The organism is Aliikangiella litoralis (assembly GCF_052495765.1).
Genome location: NZ_CP199292.1, coordinates 5,216,368 through 5,234,830, shown reverse-complemented (window position 1 = coordinate 5,234,830; position 18,463 = coordinate 5,216,368). Strand labels below are relative to the sequence as shown.

The window sequence follows — 18,463 nt, the reverse complement described above, 5'->3', positions numbered from 1 at the left end:
ATAATTATTTTTGGAAAAGTTATGCGTACCATCAAAAAAAATGTATTAAGATTAAAGCTAATTAGTTTTGGAGTGGCTTTGACTTGTTCGAACTGTATTGCAAGTGTAGAAAAAATACTCGACTGGCAATATGATCATCAAGGTCGATTAACTGAAGAAGCCATTGATGCCAATCATTTAGTAAAGTATTCTTTATATTCCTATCATAATCAAGCGACTAGAATAGAAGCGAATAACCAAGTGATTATTCGCTCGACTCATTTTAATGAAGATGGTACAGCGCAATCGGTTGGTTACTCGGCCAATAACCAAACCACAGCGACTTATCAGTACTCGCCTTTTTCTTCACCGTTAGAAAGTTATTTTTCAGTGAATGGTGAGTCGGTTTTCAAAGAAGAAAATATGCGTTACGACTCACGTGGCTATTTAATCTCACTCACCAAGCTGTTTCAAGGAAGCCCACAAAACTATCAATATGATTATGATGCCATGGGACGATTACAAACATTTCAGGTTGGCACATCACAAGTGAATTATGGTTACGATAATGCCGGGAATTTAAGTCGCAAGTCGGGATTTAATCGTCATGGTTTATCGGTTACCCCTTTAACAACCCAGTCCTTTAACGCGCAATATCAAAATAAAAATTGGGATTATGATGACGATGGACGTGTTATTGATGACGGTGAATTCAGTTATCAATATAACGATGCCGGACGATTAGTTTTAGTAACCGATAAAGTTTCAGAAGAGTGGGTGGCTCATTATATTTACGATGGTGCGGGTAATCGCGTTCGAAAAATGATGCCGGATAAAACGACTTATTATTACCGCAATAGCCAAGGGAATGTCGCTTTTGAAGAAACTTATGATAATCAATCGGGTGAACTAATTGAAGCGCAACGACATGTCAGCCAAGGTGGCGCGAACGTGGCATCGATTAAACAAGTGCCAGGACAATCTGCAGTAGTGGAATATCAATTCAGTGGTCGTTTGGGAAGTCAGTCGGTTCGTTGGACGGAAGCGGGTGAAGTGTTGACACAGGATTACTCGCCTTTTGGTGAGCAAATGAATAAAGCGGATTTACATGAAGGGACCTACGGCTTTACACAACATGAAGACGATGTAGACACCGAATCAATCTATATGAAAGCACGTCATTACAAACCGATATATGGTCGAATGAATCGGCCCGATCCGGCGAGGGACTTTAATATTTTTAATGCGAGCTCTTTTAATTTGTATGCTTATGTGGGGAATAATCCGGTGAATGCCTGGGATCCAACTGGATTGCAAACAGCATTGGGGCATTATTGTGCTCAGACTCAATCGAGAAGTTCGAAATGTTCTGAGGGGAAAGGGCAAGATGAGAAGAAAAAAAATACTGCTCCAGTGATTGATGATAGTGAAATTACTCAGATAGATAAAGACGGTACACAAAAAGGAGACAGTATTATTGAGTTAGAAAAAGCCAAACAAGCTTCAGAAACAACCGTAATACATGGACATGGTGTTCCTCACTCAAATGATAGTGGAGAACCTGAAAACGTTGAAGTTGCTGAAGGTAATTTTATTATTTATATTTATGAAGGAATTAATACAACTAAGATGGTTGTTGACGCTTTTACACAAGGTGTTGATATTGATGCGTTGGCTAAACAAGAAGGCGTTACAACTGTTTTACCTGGCGAAACAGTTCATAACTACCAATTAAGCAGTTCGGAAGAATTACATTATGATGAAGTTGGTGCAGGCGTTAATGTGATAAAAATTCGAGGTACTCAAAATTGGGGAGATATTGTTTCTACTCCTAATCAAGGAGTGATTATCGCGACATTTTGTACCGGTACATCACAGTGCAGTGGCGTTATTTCTGCAATGCCAGCACCTTGGCCGGGTATAACCAGAACAAATATTCAGTAACTTAAAACTAAAATAAACTGAAAAGTTTTGCCTGTTAGAACTGCATATGTAGAAGACTAGATATATGGGATATTAGGAGAGTTAAATATATCAGTGTAATAGCAGGCATTGTTTGAAAAATAGGTTTTATCATAATAAAACTTAGCTACAACAGTTGAGGCTAAAGATAGTTGTGTACTTAGAATAGAAAACAATCAATAAGATGTCTTTTTTATTCTTTAAGGATATGAATGGATTGCTTTTTTATATCTATTTCTTTGATTTATTGTAATTACAGAAAATAGTTCACTCAATAATTCTACAAAAACACCGACAAGATCTAATTTTACTTCTAACTAGTTGTTCTAGCTTGCTTAAATATGGTTCTTGAACTAGTTTTTTAACAGGTGTTGCGTTTACGCAATAGAGTGTTTTTATGGTGAGTCAATTTAATGCTCAAACGTGTTCAGAATTGGGTTTTTGCAGGTACGGCAATTATTTCAATTATTTCGCTGTTAAGCTTATTCTTCGAGCTTCAATCCGTATTGCTTAAATATACACTCTTCTTCTTTTTGATATCAGGTTTTGTTTGCATTTTTTATGGAATTAAAATATTAAAAAATATTGAACAAAAAGAAGATGAAACTAGCGTTTCTATTGATCTTGCTGTTACACATGACGAACAAGTGAAGCGATATTTTAGTCTATTAAAAAATATTTTACCTTTGTGGAAAAATCAAACTACGTTAGCTAACTATCAGGGAACGAATGGGTGTAGATTACTTTTTTACCATCATACTTTTTACTAAATTATACGTCATACAATTTACTAAAATTTGAGCAGTTTTACCGCGCTATTGTCGTACACTATTTTAGCTTTGCCAAACTATTGTCGTACGCTGTACCAAATTGTCATCGAACACTTTGTGGATAACTTTTTTAAAACAATTTTTGCATAAAAAAAGGGCTTTCGCCCTCGGTAAAAATTTGCTCTAATGCTCGCGTAGCGAGCATTATAAAGTGCCGTTGGAAGTTCTGATTAAGAGACTTGCTGCTTGATCAATTCCTCGTGCGATCGCCAATGCGGTTGCACGAGGACGTGATTAACATGAGTAATTGTCACCAACTTTTTTGTTTCTCTCGCCGCTTCGATAAGGCTGGCTAGACACAGGTTTCTACAGAGCCGTAAGTTGCCCTCACTTGAGCGAATAATTAAGGCCATTGCAGCTTCGTCGAAAGTGTTAACGCCTAGCTTGGCACTTTCCAATTCTTTGACGATATAGCGCTCCATATCTTCATCATTAAGCGGTTTAATGCTGGCAGAGTAGGTGATTCGGCTTTTAATGTCTTTGTTTGTGCTGAGTGATAGATAGTGTAATAGTTCCGGTTGACCCAGTAGCACCAGGTTATGATTTTTAGGAAAGCGTTCGAACAATAAACGCAATTTTCTTAGCACCGATAAATCGAGTAAGTGCGCTTCATCAATCAAAATGTATAAGGTTTTACGCTCTCTCACTTGCGCGAAGGCAGCTTGAATTAAGTCGCTTTCAATCTGTTTTTCGCTGGTTTCAATTTTAAAAGATTCAGCCAGTTGCCAGAGAATTTGCCGATAAGTATGCAGGGTGCGCGAGCAGGAGACAACGGTGCATTCGCGTTCATTGTTAAGACGCTCGATGTACTCTCGCAATACGGTTTTGCCGACCCCCGGCTCACCAAGGATTACCGAAAATCCGCCTTGCTGCGCGTGAATTTTAATAATGTCGGCAATGCGTTGTTGTTGTGGTAGTAGGTTAAGTTTTTCACGTTTGAACGGTGTTTGGCTAATGCCGAAGATAGCATTGATCATTGTGAAACTCCTTGACGCGGTTGCTTAGCGTTAAAGTAAAGGTTAAGTGGCAGGGCGTCGCCCATGCGTTGGTTTTGGTAGTAGAGTACGTAACGATTTTTGTGCGAGCGATCAAAACGCACTTGAATCGTTTTACCGCGTAAATCGACAGGGCATTCGAACTTTTGCGCATGGATTGAAAATATGTTGACCGAGCTGACCTTGCGCTCTTCTTCAACAAAAAAGACTTCGTCGGCATATTCATCATCAAGTAGGTAATGAATGCGTGCATGGTCAAGGTTGAACCTGTCCAGAGGCTTCATTTGTATGCCTTGGTGAGGTTGATTATTATAGTGGCTTTCTATCCAGTCTGTGGTTTTCTGGTTGAGTTCATCAAGCGAGTTAAACGAATGATTAACGACTAAAAAGCGATCACGAAACCCTCTAAAAAAGCGTTCGATTTTACCTTTGGCGGCCCCATCGCGAACGGGAGCGTGAGAGAGACGAATGTTGAGCCTGATGCAAGCCTGGAGTATTTCCTTCGACTTGTAATTGGAACCATTATCGAAGTAAAGTCGCTCTGGTTTACCGCGTTTAAACAAGGCGCTTTTAAAGGCTTCAATCATGTTTTCGGTGTTGTCGTGGTAGAAAAACTCGGCGTGAGTAATAAGACGACTGGCATCGTCGATAAAGGCTGTCAGAAAGGTTTTTTTCCATTGACCATTGGCTTGCAAAATGGCCGGTCCGTGCATGGTATCGGCCTGCCACAGCTCATTGGCGTACTGCATAGCAAAAGCGACACGGAGCTTCTCCGCGGTCTCTTTGCTCAGCAGGTTATTATCGCGAATTAAGCGATAAAAAGTTGTAGGCGCTAGTTGTTGACGACAGAAATAATTGCGCTCCAGCAAGCAGCGATAGAGGGTGCTTTTGGGGATTTGACCGACCTTGTTTTGTCGTAGCGAGGGTAATACCTCGTTAATCGCTTCAGCAAGTTGTGATAAAGAGACTTTACGCTGAGTGTTTTTGTCGGCGCGAACTTTTCGCTCAAGCGTGGTTACACCATTTTTTTTATAACGGTACAACCAGGTACTAATCGTACGCCAGGTAAAGCGATAGTGCTTGCCTGAAGTTTGCTCAAAAAAGGTTTGTGAACTAACGGCCTGGACACGTTGACGAATGCTATTGCCGGGTGCGTAGTCAACCGCGGCCAGCACTTTAAGGCGGATCTCAAGTGGTGGTCTTTTAGAATATTCAGACATAGAAATATCTCCGGTAAAAAATGGAGCGAGGAGACTAAAGTAAGCAACGAAGCGATTCGAGTGACAAAGTTTGTGGCAGTGTTGATTGACTCGCTTGAAGTCGATCAAGGCGGCAAATAAACGCGCATAAAAAGGTAAACCAATAAAACTGATTAGGCTAACAATGACATTTGTAAACGACTTTGGATGCGTTGCAAATGGGGTTGAGATGCAAACAACGCTTGAAGCGTGGGTAGTAATAACGCAAGCCGTCGACTGTTAAAGGGCGAGCAAGGTTGACAGGTTCTTTGCAGCAAGCTCCGTATGTTCGCCAACTTTGACATAAGCGAGTTAAGCCAGCGCCAAGCCTGACGAGGCTCCGTTCGATGGTGGCCCACAGCGCCATGCCATGCCTTAGATATAGGCAGACCGTCAAACAACGCGATAACAAAAGCTAGCAGAGTTTGCAGCGGATAATGCTTGTGAGGAAGTACGACGTCGAGATAAAGCTGCCGTGTGCGACCACAGCCCAAGTGGCTACCTCGATTACTACATAAAATACGCTTACCAACAATCGCTCGAAACTGATAATTCAGTTGTTTATAAACGTAACCGTGCGAAACCCACTCACAATTTTTAAGGCAAAACTGACAGGCATTACTCTGTGGAATAGATTTTAGACGATGAGAGAAAGACTCAAGCTCAAAAAGTGAAGAAAAAAACACCTGCATAAAAATTAACCGATTGTAAAAAAGTCAAAATTCTACAGAGAAATTTAATTTACCGAATTAGCGTTATAACGAAAAATTAGAGGACGACGGTAAATTGGTAAAAAAACGATGGATTGTTCGACGGTAATCTGGGAAATTACAATGGGATTGATGAGTTAACTAAGGATTTTTCAGACATTCGTAACAATCTAATCCATGCTATTGATACGTCTCAAAAAACCAGTGGTAGTTTAGGTAAAGGACATGGCATGGCTGAGCTGATTAAAAGTTCAGAATCTGAACTGAATGAAATTATCATATCGTTAAGAAAAGCAATGACGTCTAGAAATAAGTTACTTGATGATATTAATCATTTAACAACGATTACAGATGAATTAAGCAAAATGGGAGCCGATGTTGCAGGAATTGCCAATCAAACTAATTTGTTGGCCTTAAATGCTGCGATTGAAGCGGCAAGAGCTGGAGAATCAGGCCGAGGTTTTGCCGTGGTTGCGGATGAAGTTCGTTCACTTTCAAACAAATCTGGTGAAACCGGTGCAAGAATAACTGAAAGAATTGAGCAAGTTAATACAACTTTGCGTTCTACATTACAGCAAACTAACTTGTTTGCAGAGCAAGATGCACTAATTTTATCTGAATCTGAAACGACTATTCAGAAAGTGATTGAGAATTACAATGAGCGGGGACACTCGTTGATGGAGTCCTCCCTTCAACTTGAAGAAGAAAGTCAGAAAGTAAAAAATGATATTGATAATGTGCTGGTGTCTTTGCAGTTTCAAGATCGTATTGGACAAATCTTAGAGCATGTTATTGGAGATATGCAAAAGTTGGAATTAACAATTAATTCTGCTCTTGAAAAACTAGACGATAACCAACCCCTCGATAGAGTCGATGTAGAAAGCTGGGTGAGTGAACTTAAAGAAAGCTATACTTCTTTAGAACAAGTGGCTGTTCATGAAGGTGGCAACGTCAATTCGGGGCCGGCAGAAGAAGAAGTCACTTTTTTTTAGCAATAAAAGAGATATTATATGTCAAAAAACATTTTGGTGGTGGATGATTCCGCCAGTGTTAGACAGGTCGTTTCAATAGCGCTATGTGGTGCAGGCTATGAAGTGACTGAAGCCTGTGATGGCAAAGATGCCTTAACTAAGTTAGATGGAAGTAAGTTCCACTTAATTATATCTGATGTCAATATGCCGAATATGGACGGTATTAGTTTTGTTAAAGAAGTTAAAGGATTAGCTCAATACAAGTTTACTCCAATTGTTATGTTAACAACAGAAGGATCAGATGAAAAGAAAAAACAAGGTCAAGCAGCAGGCGCTAAAGCTTGGATTGTGAAACCATTCAAGCCTGAGCAACTTTTGAAAACAGTTTCTATTTTAGTTCCTTAGAACATAAAAGCTGGCATTCGGAAATGTATAAATTAGAAAGTAAAAAATTAAAAAAAGGTCACCGTATTGTCATTAAAGGCGAAATGAGTATTTATTCTGCCAAGTCAATTTACCAAGAGCTAAAAGGATTGTTAAGTTTTGAGGATAGACTATTACTAGATTTGAATAATGTCACTGAATTTGATTCAGCAGGGATACAACTTATGCTGTTACTTCAACGTGAATCTGAAAAGTGTAATGTTTCAATCGAAATAGAAAAAAAAAGTATTGTCGTAGATGATTTATTTAAGCTCTTCAATATAGAAAAAAAATTCAGAGAAAATAGTCAATGAATGCTTTTTCTGGTGCAATGGAAACTTTTTATGCCGAAGCCAATGAACTGCTTGCTGTAATGGAAGATGAGTTGATTAGTTTTGATAACTCGACCGATCAGAGAGAAGCTCTCAATTCTGTGTTCCGTGCTGCCCATACGATCAAAGGTTCATCGGGAATTTTTGGTTTAAACCACATAGTTGAGTTTACTCATGTTGTTGAGAATTTATTAGATAAGGCTCGTGATGGAGAACTAGAGGTTGATCAACAATTGATTAGCTTGCTGCTTAAGTGTCGTGATCACATCGAGATCTTAGTACAGACTGAAGGTGATGAATTTAAAAGTAATGATGAGTTGATTAAACAAGGCGAATTGCTCCATCATAGCTTACATCAATATATTGTTGATGACACCGTAGTCGAAACAAGTAGTGGCGAGACAAAACACAATCCAGATAATAAACAAACAATTAAAAAAGGCCTTTGGTATATTTCAATTCGTTTAGATCAAGATTGTTTAAGAAATGGAATGGACCCAATTTCGTTTATTCGGTTTTTAAGCACTTTAGGAAGTATTCATAAAATAGAGACTATTGGCGATAATTTACCAGAGTTTAATGATTACGATCCTGAGTCTCTTTATTTAGTCTATCAGCTTTCATTAGAAGCTGAAGTATCACAAGAAACCATTGAAGATACTTTTATGTTTGTAGAAGAAAGCTCTGATATTCAAATTGTACCGCCTGAGTCAGATATTTCTGAATATCTAAAAATTATACAAAGTGCACCTGAAAATGAAAGTATGATAGGACAATTATTAATTTCTTGTGGTGCTATTTCTGAAGACGAACTATTTGACGCTTTAAGTCATCAAAGTGATGTAATCAAAAAAGGTGGAGATGAGTTAAAGTTAGGCGAAATTTTAACAGAAAAAAAAGCGATATCGTCTTGTGTTGTAGAAGATGCTTTAAATAAGCAAAAAGAAATTAGAAAAAAATCGAATATTAAAGAGCCTAACTTTATTCGTGTCGATTCAGAAAGGTTAGATGTTTTAATTAATCTGATCGGTGAGTTGGTTATCAACAGTCAGCGTATAGAATTAATTTCAGAAAGTTTAAAAGATTCATCTCTAAATGAAGCGGTTGAAAGTCTAGAAAACTTTACAGAAGAAATAAGAGATGCTGCATTAGATTTGCGTATGGTGCCTATCGGTGCAACATTTCAGCGGTTTAAACGTGTGGTGAGGGATACCGCCGAAGCTTTGGGAAAAAATATTGATTTAGTCATTGAAGGCGCTGAAGCAGAACTTGATCGATTAATGGTTGAAAAATTAGTCGATCCTCTGACTCATATAGTGCGTAATGCTATTGATCATGGTGTTGAATCTAGTGAAGAGCGTTTAGAAAAAAGTAAGTCAAAAAAAGGAACAGTGAAACTTTCTGCATATCATGAGTCCGGTCATATCGTTATCGAAGTTTCTGATGATGGAAAAGGGCTAGATGCTGAAAAACTCATAAAAAAAGCAATTAATAAAGGAATTCTTAATGAGAGCGATTCAATTTCACCACAAGAAATTAACCAACTGATTTTTCATCCTGGCTTTTCAACGGCTGAAAACGTCACCGACCTTTCTGGGAGAGGGGTTGGTATGGATGTTGTCAAACGAAATGTTGAAGCTTTACAAGGGAGTATTGAGATTGAAAGCGTTCCAAATAAAGGTTCGACTTTTCGGATGAGGCTTCCTCTAACGCTGGCTATAATTGATGGTTTCTATGTTGAGTCCGAAGACACTAATTTTATTATTCCCCAGGCAACAATCGTTGAATGTATGGATTTTAATCAATATCGAGCTATTGATAATCGACACTGCATTAATTTACGTGGTGATATGATTCCTTTTATTCGGTTAAAAGAAATATTTAAACTACAAAAAAAAATCGAGACAGACGAAGAAATTTTACTTGGAGAGAAAAGAGAAAAATTGGTAATTGTTCAGTTTGGTGACAATATGGCTGGGATTTTAGTTGATGAACTTAATGGCGAAATTCAAACCGTAGTGAAACCTATGGGTCAAATTTTTCAAATGCTAAAAGGCATTGGTGGCTCAACATTGTTAGGTAATGGAGATATTGCATTTATTCTGGATATTCCACAATTAATTGAAGTTGCGTCCGATAGAGAAAGTAAGCAACATCGAGAACGTGAAAAATCATCTGAGAGGTGAGTATGCAATCTCATAAACAAAAAGCAAACGAAGTTGAATTGTTTAAAAAACAATTTTTAACTTTCTGTTTAGGAAGTGAGTTTTTTGGTCTTGAACTTCATCAAACGAGAGAGATTTTAGAGTATAAAGGGGTAACGCCCGTTCCATTAATGCCTGCGTTTATTTGTGGCGTAATTAATTTACGTGGAGATGTTGTGCCAATTATTGATTTAGCATTACGCTTAGGAAGACCGCCAATAACATTACATCGACGAACCTGTATTGTTGTTGTTGAAATCGAAGTTGATGATAATCAAGTTGTCTTAGGTTTGTTGGCCGACTCTGTGAGCGAAGTGATTGAAATGGATGGAGAAAAAATTGAAGAGGCTCCAGCATTTGGAGCCAAAATTAAAGCCGAGTTTATTTTAGGTATTGCACAAAAAAATGATGATTTTATTATTTTGCTAGACGCCGATAAAGCGCTTTCACCTAAAGAGTTAGCTTATTTGATAGAAGCTGAATTTGAATAAAGGTATTGGGTTTCCAATAAATTGAGGAGTTGAATATTATGCTCAACCAGCTAAGTTTAAAAGTTAAAATTATTAGTTTAAGTATTTTGATGGTTTTAGCATTAGTATGGCTCGCATTTAGTGCTTTGTCGCAGCTACGTTTTTATGATAATCAAGTGAGCGAACAATTTACTAACATATCATTTAATGTTGCTACCTTATCCGATATTTCCCATGCACATGTAACCTTTAAAACGCAAATTCAAGAGTGGAAAAATGTATTGATTCGAGGAAATAATAGAAAACAGTTTGATAAATACTTAGCGCAATTTGTTAAAAGTTCGGAAAAAACTCAGAAATTGTTAGCCAGTGCAATTGATAACAAGACAAAACAAGGTTTGGCAGCTACAGGAATTGCTCAAGTAAAAAAAGAACATGCCGAATTACAGCTGGCTTACACAAAAGCAATTAAAAGTTTTTCTCAAGAAGATGAGTTATCAGGAAAAAAAATAGATGCGCTTGTTAAGGGGGTAGATAGAGCTGCGAGTAAAGGGTTATTAGAATTAGCCGAAAAAACAGAAACAGAATTTAATGAATTGATTGTCTTTAGTAAAAATACATTGCAGAGCCAATATGATAATGCCCGCAATGAGTTTGTTATGTATGTTTTAATTGGCTCAATTGTTGTTATTGGTCTTATGCTATTAATTTTTCGAGATATGTTTAAGATCTTGGGAGGTGAGCCTAATTATACCAAAGAGGTAGTTAACCAAGTGGCTGCCGGTAAACTGAATATTGATATTGCTGTTAAGCCTGGAGATACTCGTTCTCTTTTGGCACATGTTGCACAAATGCGTCATCGACTATCTGATGTAATCACAGAAGTAAGAAGCTTAGCCGACGCGCTTTCATCTGCCTCTGAAGAAGTTAGTGCAACTGCACAAGTTTTAGCCAAAGGGGCTTCAGTGCAAGCGGCTAGTGTTGAAGAAACATCTGCTTCTATGGAACAAATGTCAGCGTCAATCGCTCAGAATAATGAAAACGCAAATATAACCGATGGAATGGCTCAGAAAGCTTCTGAAGAAGCGGTAACCGGTGGAAATGCTGTATCTGAAACAGTGGAAGCAATGCAAAAAATTGCAGAGCGTATAGGGGTTATTGATGATATTGCTTATCAGACTAATTTATTAGCTTTGAATGCTGCTATCGAAGCTGGACGCGCAGGTGATCATGGACGAGGCTTTGCTGTCGTGGCGTCAGAAGTTCGCAAATTAGCTGAACGAAGTCAGGTTGCTGCTCAAGAGATTGGCGAACTGGCAAAAGATAGCGTTAAAAGAGCTGAGAGTGCCGGTAATTTATTACAAAGTATGGTGCCTTCGATTCGAAAAACAGCCGATTTGGTGCAGGAAATTTCTGCTGCATCGTCTGAACAGTCATCTGGAGTTGAGCAAATTAATACTGCTATTGGTCAAGTGAGCCAAACCATGCAACAAAATGCTGCTTCATCAGAAGAGTTGAGTTCAACTTCGGAAGAAATGAGTGCACAAGCCTTAAAGTTACAAGAATCAGTGAGTTATTTTGAATTGGCGACACTATCTTCTGATGTTCCTAGAAGTAATGAGAGATTGGCAAAAGAAAGAACGACTGCTCATTCGGTTGATTCGGTTGTTAGAAAAGATAAATTTGATGAGAGCTTTGTTGATATAGACTGAGTGTGGTTGTCATTGTGAATGATTTATCGATTGAAACACCAAATGAAGAAGAGTTTAAATTATTTCAACATTTAATTGAAAGAGAGCTTGGTATTTATCTTCCTTCTGAGAAAAAAGTAATGTTAGGAAATCGCTTATGGAAGAGAGTTGTTGCTAATGAATGTGCAAGTTATCGTCGTTATTATCGTTTAATTTGTCGAGTCGATAATGCTAAAGAATTAGCGCGAGAACTTGAGCTGATAACGACAAATGAAACCTTTTTTTTTAGAGAAAAAAAACATTTTCAATTTTTAGAAGAAGAACTGCCTCAATATTTTCAGCAATATAAAAAATTAAAAGTTTGGAGTGCGGCATGTTCTACAGGTGAAGAACCATATAGCATTGCAATGACATTAATGAATACTGGATATATTAATTCCTGGAGTGTTATGGCTTCCGATGTTAATAAGAAAGTCTTGCAAAAAGCAAAAGATGCTATTTATTTGGACCAAAGAACACAAAATATACCGCCGGACTATCGAAAAAAATATTTTCAGCAAGGCATTGGCGAGTTTAATGGTTATATTCGTGTTAAACCTGAGGTACGAAAGCGGGTCGCTTTTTTGCAATGTAATTTGAGTAACGATTTTTCTCATATAGGTTTGTTTGATGTAGTTTTTTTAAGAAATGTTTTGATTTATTTTAGTTTGGAGCGAAAAAAAGATATTTTACAACGAGTTTCTAAACAAATGAAAAAAGGGGGGGTATTGTTTACTGGGCACTCTGAATCATTACATGGATTGGTTAGTGATTTGAAATGTATTTGCCCGGCTATTTACCTTAAACAATAATGGGGGGCTACTTAGACAATCAATCGCTTTTTGTCCATCCTGGCGAAATTGCGTTTAGATCTGCGCCTTTGAAAATTGAAACATTGTTAGGTTCTTGTGTTGCTATAACGGTGTGGCATCCTAAACTACTTGTTGGTGGAATGTGTCATTACTTATTACCGTTGCCACTAAATGAAACAGGGAATAAAAATAATTATCGATATGCTTCATATGCTTTACAAGAGTTAGTGGAAAGAATGCAAAAGTGTGCAGAAATTAATGAATTTTATTTTGGTTGTTTTGGCGGAAGTGAAATGATTGAGTCTAATCGGGCCGAAGCAGTTGGTAAGGTTAATATTAATTTTGCATTAAATTGGTTAAATGAAAAAAAAGTTCGTATTGTTAGTCAAAGTGTCGGTGGAAAAAGTTACCGAAAGCTCTGTTTATGTTTAACCTCAGGGATTATTGATATCAATGTGAGTACTTTGTTACTTGAAGGATGAATATATGCGTAAACGTATGAGTGAAATTAAAAGGTATTCAACTTGAAAAAAGTTATGGTAATAGATGATTCAGCTGTTGTGCGGCAGGTTTTGACTGAGATTATCAATGAATCAGATGACTTACAAGTCTATGCAACGGCAATTGACCCTATATTTGCATTGGAGAAAATGAAATCTGAGTGGCCAGATGTAATCGTTCTTGATATTGAAATGCCAAGAATGGATGGATTAACTTTTCTTGAAAAGGTGATGAAAGAAAAGCCAACGCCGGTAATTATTTGTTCTTCCTTAGCTCAAAAAGGAACTGAGCTGACGTTAAAAGCTTTGTCTCTTGGTGCTATTGAAGTGATAACTAAGCCGCAACTTGGTATTAAGACTTTTCTTAATGAAACTAAAAAAGATATTCGTAATATTGTAAGAGCTTGCGCAATAGCGAAACTCGGACAGAATAAAGTTCAACGCTGCGAAGTTTTACCGAGTTTTGAGAAAGTGAAAGGATTAACTCAAATTGCATCAACGACAGATAAAATTACAGCAATAGGTTGTTCTACCGGAGGGACTCAGGCATTAGAAGTTGTCTTACAAGCCTTGCCTAAAAGTTGTCCTGGCATTGTCGTCGTTCAACATATGCCTGAAAAATTTACTAAAAGCTTTGCAGAAAGGCTCAATAGTTTGTGTCATGTTGAGGTTATTGAAGCCCGATCGGGTGATAGAATTATTCCGGGAAGGGTTATTATTGCTCCAGGTGGCCGGCATTTAGAGGTGGCTGTTTCGGGCGCACAATATATAACAAAAGTTTTTTCTGGTCCTTATGTCAATCGTCATTGTCCATCAGTTGATGTGCTGTTTCGCTCAGTAGCTAAACAGGCTGGACGTAATGCGAAGGGAGTCATTATGACTGGTATGGGGAATGATGGAGCCAATGGTTTGTTAGATATGCAGAGAAATGGTGCATTAACTATTGCTCAAGATGAGGCTTCGAGCGTTGTTTTTGGTATGCCAAAAGAAGCTATTAAGTTAGGTGCTGCAACTAAAATTGTCGGGCTAGATGAAATTGCGGGGTTAATTGCGAAATGAGTCAGGCTACTAATCAATTTGCATCGTTAAATATACTGGTTGTTGATGATAGTTTAGTACAACGAGAACATGTTATTAATTTATGTCAGTCTTATGGGGTAACAAAAATAACTGTAGCTGTAAATGGAAAAGATGCTGTTGAAAAACTTCAGTTAGAAAGTTTTGACCTCGCTTTTATTGATTTAGAAATGCCTGTAATGGATGGAGTGAGCTTAATTAGAGAAATTGCTGACAAAAAACTTTTGAAGTATATTATAGTACTGAGTTCAAAAGATCCTGTTTTAATATTAAGTATAGGAACGATGGCTGAGAGTGATGGATTGTGTGTGATTGGAACATTTAAAAAACCGCTTCAAGCAAGTTACTTAAGTGTCAGTTTGAATAAGCTTATTCTTGATAGAAAAAAACAAGAAAAACAAATACCATCTTATGACCTGACTGCGCAAGATTTACTAAAAGCTTTAGATAATGATGATATCCATATTTATTTTCAACCGAAGTTAAAAGCTGAAAACTTAATGTTAAGTGGCGTTGAAGTTTTAGCTCGTTGGCCACATAAGCAGTATGGGCATATTCCTCCGGATAAATTTATTTCGATTGCTGAAAGGTTTGGTGTTATTAATCAATTAACCTTAGTTGTCATAGAAAAATCTTTTAGACAAAAACAATTATGGAAAGATAAGGGGGCGACATTTAATATGGCAGTTAATTTATCGCCTGTATCGTTAAATGAAAAAAAATTAGCAAAAGAAATTTTGCAGTTAGCTGATATTTATAAAATTGTGCCTGAAGAGATCACCTTTGAAATTACTGAAAATGCAATTGCTGACCAAGTTTCTTGTGCTATCGAGGTGCTTGCAAGGCTTCGGTTAAAAGGTTTCCAAATTTCAATTGATGATTATGGGACTGGTTATGCGAGTGTACAACAGTTGTCAAGAGTTCCGGCTTGCGAGTTGAAAATTGATAAATCAATGGTGACGGATATTGCTATAAGCCCGCAGCAGCAGGCTATTTTAAAAAATACATTAAATATGGCAGCTGATTTGAATTTGAAAACGGTTATCGAAGGTGTTGAAAATCGTGATGACTTTAATTATTTGCGTCAACATAGCGTTGATATTATGCAGGGCTTTTTATTTGCAAAGCCTATGGATAGGGATAGTTTTGAAGTCTGGTGGAAAAAGGAGCTGTCTTTACTAAGAAAAGAGTATTTATAATGAGCTGTTACTTTGAGAAGTAGATGCTCGCACTGAGAATGCATTTTTAGAAGGTAGTTATCTCATCTTAATAATTTTTTGTTTGTGTTAAATTAAATGTAAAAGTTATTCTGTAAGAATGAGTCGATTGATTCAACATTTTGTTTCTTGCAATTAGTCCGTTTTTCATAAAAAATAACAAGTCAATTCATTGGATTCTAATTTGTTCTATGTTGTGGGAAGCCCTGGTTTATGAAAGTCGCTTAGTTTTGGCTGTTATTGGTATATTTTTTATCACGTTATTAGCAAAATCAAACCGGACTGGTGCAATATTAATCACAGTTGTTTTAGCAATAGAAGCCTATTCATGTACTACCTTACTTGCATCTGCACATGGTTTTTTAAAATCAACTAGCGTGTGTGGTTTTTTTTTAATATCGTTACGATGTTTTTATCCAGTATTGATTAAAGCATATATTCATTCATTGGATAAAGCGTTTAGCGTTAAACGACTTTTTCCTGAAATACTATTCCCTATATTTGTATTAATTATTTATACCTTTTCTTATTCATCACCATCGTTTTCTGATTTTATATTAAAACTGTTTATGTCTGACTATAAAATGTTGGAAATGCTTTGGTTTAGTATGTGCTATGGGTATTGTTTATTTTCATACTATTCAATCAGCTTAAAATCCGATAAACAATTAGAGGTACGTTATTTAAAATACTCATTAGAATGCTTTAAAGTGACTTATAGCATTGCTTTGTTGACTACTATTCTGCATCCGATAACGAGCTTACCTAAGTATGTATTTGCATTTTTATTTCTGCCAGCTAAGTTCTTTAATGCACTTGGTTTGTTATGTTTGATTTTATCTTTTTGTATCGGTTATTTAGTTAAATCGTATTTGTCAAAATTTAATATTTCTCAGTCTAAATATTCTATCTTTGCAAAAAAAAATAAGTTAATCACATCAAGCGCAACTGCGAATACTCAAAGTAAATATACTAATCAGAATGATAATGAAGCTATTTTAAGAAAAATAAATGAAACGCTAGAGGAAGGTAATATTTATAGAAATCCTGATGTTCGGTTAGTTGATCTTTCGAATAAACTTGGGCTGAGTGAACGGAAAATAAGTAAAGTGATTAAAGATATGGGGGAAGTCAATTTCCGTCATTTTATCAACCAGAAAAGAGTTGCGTTTGTCATAGAGCAGCTAAAAAATACGATAGATAAACCCAATTTGCTTGCCTTAAGTCTTGAAGCTGGTTTTAATTCTAAATCTTCCTTTAATCGTGCATTTAAAGCGAATACAAGCTTGAATCCGACTGAATATATTAATAATAAATTAAATGAGTGTTAGATGATAATTTAAGGCTGCTACTTTGTTGTGACAGGCTAACCAACAGCCATTAATGCTAAAATGAGCCTTATCTTTATTGTATCGGCTTTTCTTCCTAATTTTGACAGCATGGCTGTCAAAATAGGCCTGACGGACGAGAGCCGTCATTTTTGTCATATGCGAGACAAAAAGGCGAGTGGAGCGACAACGCATTTGTTATCGACGTTTAAAGTATTATGGGCACAAAGCCTGCAAAATATGGCTAACAGGAAGGGGGCGCATTTACCTTAAAACTGACTAACATAAAAGAGGCTATGTTGTACAAAACAAATCGTTATAATATTTTTCCTCTGTTGATAGACAAAACTTAGGCAGATCGCGTAGAATACCCCGATTTTTCCGCAATTGCGGTAAAACCATTCGAATTTATTTTAAAAGCGGAAGAGGCGTACTACTTTTTCCGCTTTTTAGTATCTGTTTTAGTCGGAGGGTCTCTTGTCTAAACCTGCTATTCTTGTTCTAGAAGACGGTAGTATTTTTCACGGTATATCTATTGGTGCCGACGGTGAATCTGTTGGTGAAGTTGTTTTTAATACTGCAATGACGGGGTATCAGGAAATTCTGACTGATCCTTCATATGCAAAACAAATGGTTACCTTAACTTACCCTCATATTGGTAATACGGGGGTTAATTCGGAAGATGAAGAGGCTGAAAGAGTTTGGGCAGCTGGTCTTATTATTCGTGACTTACCTTTGTTGCACAGTAACTGGCGTAGTGAAAAATCTCTTAGTCAATATCTTGAAAATAACCAAATTGTTGGTATTGCCGATATCGATACCCGTAAACTGACTCGTATTTTACGTGATAAGGGAGCACTGTCTGGTTGTTTGGTGGCTGGAGATGATATTGATGAAGCTGGTGCTTTGGAAAAAGCCAAGGCGTTTGCTGGATTGAAGGGGATGGATCTGGCAAAAGAGGTTAGTGTTAAAGAGCAATATTCATGGTTTGAGAGCTCTTGGCATTTGGGTCGTGGATATCAAGCTTTGACGGATGAAAAATTTCATGTTGTTGCTTATGATTTTGGTGTGAAGAAAAACATTCTCAGAATGTTATCTGATAGAGGTTGCAAGTTAACTGTTGTTCCTGCTGAAACAAGTGCGGAAGAGGTTTTAGCCATGCAGCCAGATGGTATTTTCTTATCTAATGGCCCTGGTGATCCTGAACCTTGTGACTATGCTATCACAGCGATACAAACTTTCTTAAATACCGATATTCCTTTATTTGGCATCTGTTTAGGGCATCAATTACTGGCCCTTGCTTGTGGAGCTAAAACCATCAAGATGAAATTTGGCCACCATGGTGCAAACCATCCTGTTGAAAATACACAAGATAAAACAGTGATGATTACAAGTCAAAATCATGGTTTTGCTGTTGACGAGAGCTCGTTGCCGGATAATGTCAATGTGACTTATAAATCTTTATTTGACGGTAGTTTACAAGGAATCGAGCACTCAGAAAAACCTGCATTTAGTTTTCAAGGGCATCCTGAGGCTAGTCCTGGTCCTCATGATGCCGCGCCATTATTTGAGCGTTTTATTGAATTAATGCAGGCAAAGAAGTCAGTGAATTAATCGGTTGTGGCTGTGTCTTCGAGCCACTTGAAGTTATTTGTTAAGTTGAAAATCAATTTATTATTCAAAAC

The 18,463-nt window shown here is 37.2% G+C and carries 17 protein-coding genes; 14 read left to right on the top strand and 3 right to left on the bottom strand.

Annotated elements, in window-relative coordinates; genetic code table 11:
- Window positions 1–21: 21 nt before the first annotated feature.
- Both ACT5E3_RS21850 and ACT5E3_RS21845 read left to right on the top strand, forming a co-directional pair.
- A complete protein-coding gene (locus ACT5E3_RS21850) occupies window positions 22–1,923 on the top strand; it encodes an RHS repeat domain-containing protein (protein ID WP_444995679.1) in 1,902 nt (633 codons plus the stop codon).
- Between the two features lie 431 nt (window positions 1,924–2,354).
- Window positions 2,355–2,711 carry a hypothetical protein gene (locus tag ACT5E3_RS21845; protein WP_444995678.1) on the top strand — a complete coding sequence of 119 codons (357 nt, stop codon included), beginning with the start codon at window positions 2,355–2,357 and terminating at the stop codon, window positions 2,709–2,711.
- Window positions 2,712–2,941: 230 nt separating this feature from the next.
- Here ACT5E3_RS21845 and ACT5E3_RS21840 read toward each other — a convergent pair whose 3' ends face one another.
- From ACT5E3_RS21840 to ACT5E3_RS21830, 3 genes are all read right to left on the bottom strand, one after another.
- The gene (locus tag ACT5E3_RS21840) at window positions 2,942–3,748 is read right to left on the bottom strand and encodes an ExeA family protein (RefSeq protein ID WP_444994433.1); all 807 of its coding nucleotides are present in this window, start codon (window positions 3,746–3,748) and stop codon (window positions 2,942–2,944) included.
- A complete protein-coding gene (locus tag ACT5E3_RS21835) occupies window positions 3,745–4,986 on the bottom strand; it encodes a DDE-type integrase/transposase/recombinase (RefSeq protein WP_444995677.1) in 1,242 nt (413 codons plus the stop codon). Before ACT5E3_RS21835 ends, ACT5E3_RS21840 begins: the two co-directional genes overlap by 4 nt.
- Before the next feature lie 152 nt (window positions 4,987–5,138).
- Window positions 5,139–5,696: a hypothetical protein gene (locus ACT5E3_RS21830; protein WP_444994431.1), complete on the bottom strand. Its 558-nt coding sequence runs from the start codon at window positions 5,694–5,696 to the stop codon at window positions 5,139–5,141.
- A 248-nt stretch (window positions 5,697–5,944) separates the two neighbouring features.
- On the opposite strand from ACT5E3_RS21830, the gene ACT5E3_RS21825 reads away from it, so the two are divergent.
- From ACT5E3_RS21825 to carA, 12 genes are all read left to right on the top strand, one after another.
- Complete coding sequence (locus ACT5E3_RS21825) at window positions 5,945–6,706, top strand: methyl-accepting chemotaxis protein (RefSeq protein ID WP_444998620.1); 762 nt, start codon at window positions 5,945–5,947, stop codon at window positions 6,704–6,706.
- Between the two features lie 18 nt (window positions 6,707–6,724).
- The gene (locus ACT5E3_RS21820; RefSeq protein WP_444995676.1) at window positions 6,725–7,090 is read left to right on the top strand and encodes a response regulator; all 366 of its coding nucleotides are present in this window, start codon (window positions 6,725–6,727) and stop codon (window positions 7,088–7,090) included.
- Between the two features lie 23 nt (window positions 7,091–7,113).
- Window positions 7,114–7,422, top strand: coding sequence for an STAS domain-containing protein (locus tag ACT5E3_RS21815; protein WP_444995675.1), 309 nt, complete (start codon window positions 7,114–7,116; stop codon window positions 7,420–7,422).
- The gene (locus tag ACT5E3_RS21810) at window positions 7,419–9,626 is read left to right on the top strand and encodes a chemotaxis protein CheA (RefSeq protein WP_444995674.1); all 2,208 of its coding nucleotides are present in this window, start codon (window positions 7,419–7,421) and stop codon (window positions 9,624–9,626) included. Before ACT5E3_RS21815 ends, ACT5E3_RS21810 begins: the two co-directional genes overlap by 4 nt.
- A gap of 2 nt (window positions 9,627–9,628) precedes the next feature.
- The gene (locus ACT5E3_RS21805) at window positions 9,629–10,135 is read left to right on the top strand and encodes a chemotaxis protein CheW (protein ID WP_444995673.1); all 507 of its coding nucleotides are present in this window, start codon (window positions 9,629–9,631) and stop codon (window positions 10,133–10,135) included.
- Window positions 10,136–10,173: 38 nt separating this feature from the next.
- The gene (locus ACT5E3_RS21800) at window positions 10,174–11,826 is read left to right on the top strand and encodes a methyl-accepting chemotaxis protein (RefSeq protein ID WP_444995672.1); all 1,653 of its coding nucleotides are present in this window, start codon (window positions 10,174–10,176) and stop codon (window positions 11,824–11,826) included.
- Window positions 11,827–11,840: 14 nt separating this feature from the next.
- Window positions 11,841–12,656, top strand: coding sequence for a CheR family methyltransferase (locus ACT5E3_RS21795; RefSeq protein WP_444995671.1), 816 nt, complete (start codon window positions 11,841–11,843; stop codon window positions 12,654–12,656).
- The gene (locus ACT5E3_RS21790) at window positions 12,656–13,138 is read left to right on the top strand and encodes a chemotaxis protein CheD (protein ID WP_444995670.1); all 483 of its coding nucleotides are present in this window, start codon (window positions 12,656–12,658) and stop codon (window positions 13,136–13,138) included. Before ACT5E3_RS21795 ends, ACT5E3_RS21790 begins: the two co-directional genes overlap by 1 nt.
- Before the next feature lie 42 nt (window positions 13,139–13,180).
- A complete protein-coding gene (locus ACT5E3_RS21785; protein ID WP_444995669.1) occupies window positions 13,181–14,215 on the top strand; it encodes a protein-glutamate methylesterase/protein-glutamine glutaminase in 1,035 nt (344 codons plus the stop codon).
- Window positions 14,212–15,432, top strand: coding sequence for an EAL domain-containing response regulator (locus ACT5E3_RS21780; protein WP_444995668.1), 1,221 nt, complete (start codon window positions 14,212–14,214; stop codon window positions 15,430–15,432). The genes ACT5E3_RS21785 and ACT5E3_RS21780 overlap by 4 nt, the downstream gene beginning before the upstream one ends.
- Before the next feature lie 209 nt (window positions 15,433–15,641).
- Complete coding sequence (locus ACT5E3_RS21775) at window positions 15,642–16,781, top strand: helix-turn-helix domain-containing protein (RefSeq protein WP_444995667.1); 1,140 nt, start codon at window positions 15,642–15,644, stop codon at window positions 16,779–16,781.
- A gap of 474 nt (window positions 16,782–17,255) precedes the next feature.
- Complete coding sequence (gene carA / locus ACT5E3_RS21770; protein ID WP_444995666.1) at window positions 17,256–18,392, top strand: glutamine-hydrolyzing carbamoyl-phosphate synthase small subunit; 1,137 nt, start codon at window positions 17,256–17,258, stop codon at window positions 18,390–18,392.
- Window positions 18,393–18,463: the final 71 nt, after the last annotated feature.

Excerpts from the sequence above, each read along its gene's own strand:
- ACT5E3_RS21850 (WP_444995679.1), top strand. The coding sequence starts at position 22 with ATGCGTACCATCAAAAAAAATGTATTAAGATTAAAGCTAATTAGTTTT.
- ACT5E3_RS21845 (WP_444995678.1), top strand. The coding sequence starts at position 2,355 with ATGCTCAAACGTGTTCAGAATTGGGTTTTTGCAGGTACGGCAATTATT.
- ACT5E3_RS21840 (WP_444994433.1), bottom strand. The coding sequence starts at position 3,748 with ATGATCAATGCTATCTTCGGCATTAGCCAAACACCGTTCAAACGTGAA.
- ACT5E3_RS21835 (WP_444995677.1), bottom strand. The coding sequence starts at position 4,986 with ATGTCTGAATATTCTAAAAGACCACCACTTGAGATCCGCCTTAAAGTG.
- ACT5E3_RS21830 (WP_444994431.1), bottom strand. The coding sequence starts at position 5,696 with ATGCAGGTGTTTTTTTCTTCACTTTTTGAGCTTGAGTCTTTCTCTCAT.
- ACT5E3_RS21825 (WP_444998620.1), top strand. The coding sequence starts at position 5,945 with ATGGCTGAGCTGATTAAAAGTTCAGAATCTGAACTGAATGAAATTATC.
- ACT5E3_RS21820 (WP_444995676.1), top strand. The coding sequence starts at position 6,725 with ATGTCAAAAAACATTTTGGTGGTGGATGATTCCGCCAGTGTTAGACAG.
- ACT5E3_RS21815 (WP_444995675.1), top strand. The coding sequence starts at position 7,114 with ATGTATAAATTAGAAAGTAAAAAATTAAAAAAAGGTCACCGTATTGTC.
- ACT5E3_RS21810 (WP_444995674.1), top strand. The coding sequence starts at position 7,419 with ATGAATGCTTTTTCTGGTGCAATGGAAACTTTTTATGCCGAAGCCAAT.
- ACT5E3_RS21805 (WP_444995673.1), top strand. The coding sequence starts at position 9,629 with ATGCAATCTCATAAACAAAAAGCAAACGAAGTTGAATTGTTTAAAAAA.
- ACT5E3_RS21800 (WP_444995672.1), top strand. The coding sequence starts at position 10,174 with ATGCTCAACCAGCTAAGTTTAAAAGTTAAAATTATTAGTTTAAGTATT.
- ACT5E3_RS21790 (WP_444995670.1), top strand. The coding sequence starts at position 12,656 with ATGGGGGGCTACTTAGACAATCAATCGCTTTTTGTCCATCCTGGCGAA.
- ACT5E3_RS21780 (WP_444995668.1), top strand. The coding sequence starts at position 14,212 with ATGAGTCAGGCTACTAATCAATTTGCATCGTTAAATATACTGGTTGTT.
- ACT5E3_RS21775 (WP_444995667.1), top strand. The coding sequence starts at position 15,642 with ATGTTGTGGGAAGCCCTGGTTTATGAAAGTCGCTTAGTTTTGGCTGTT.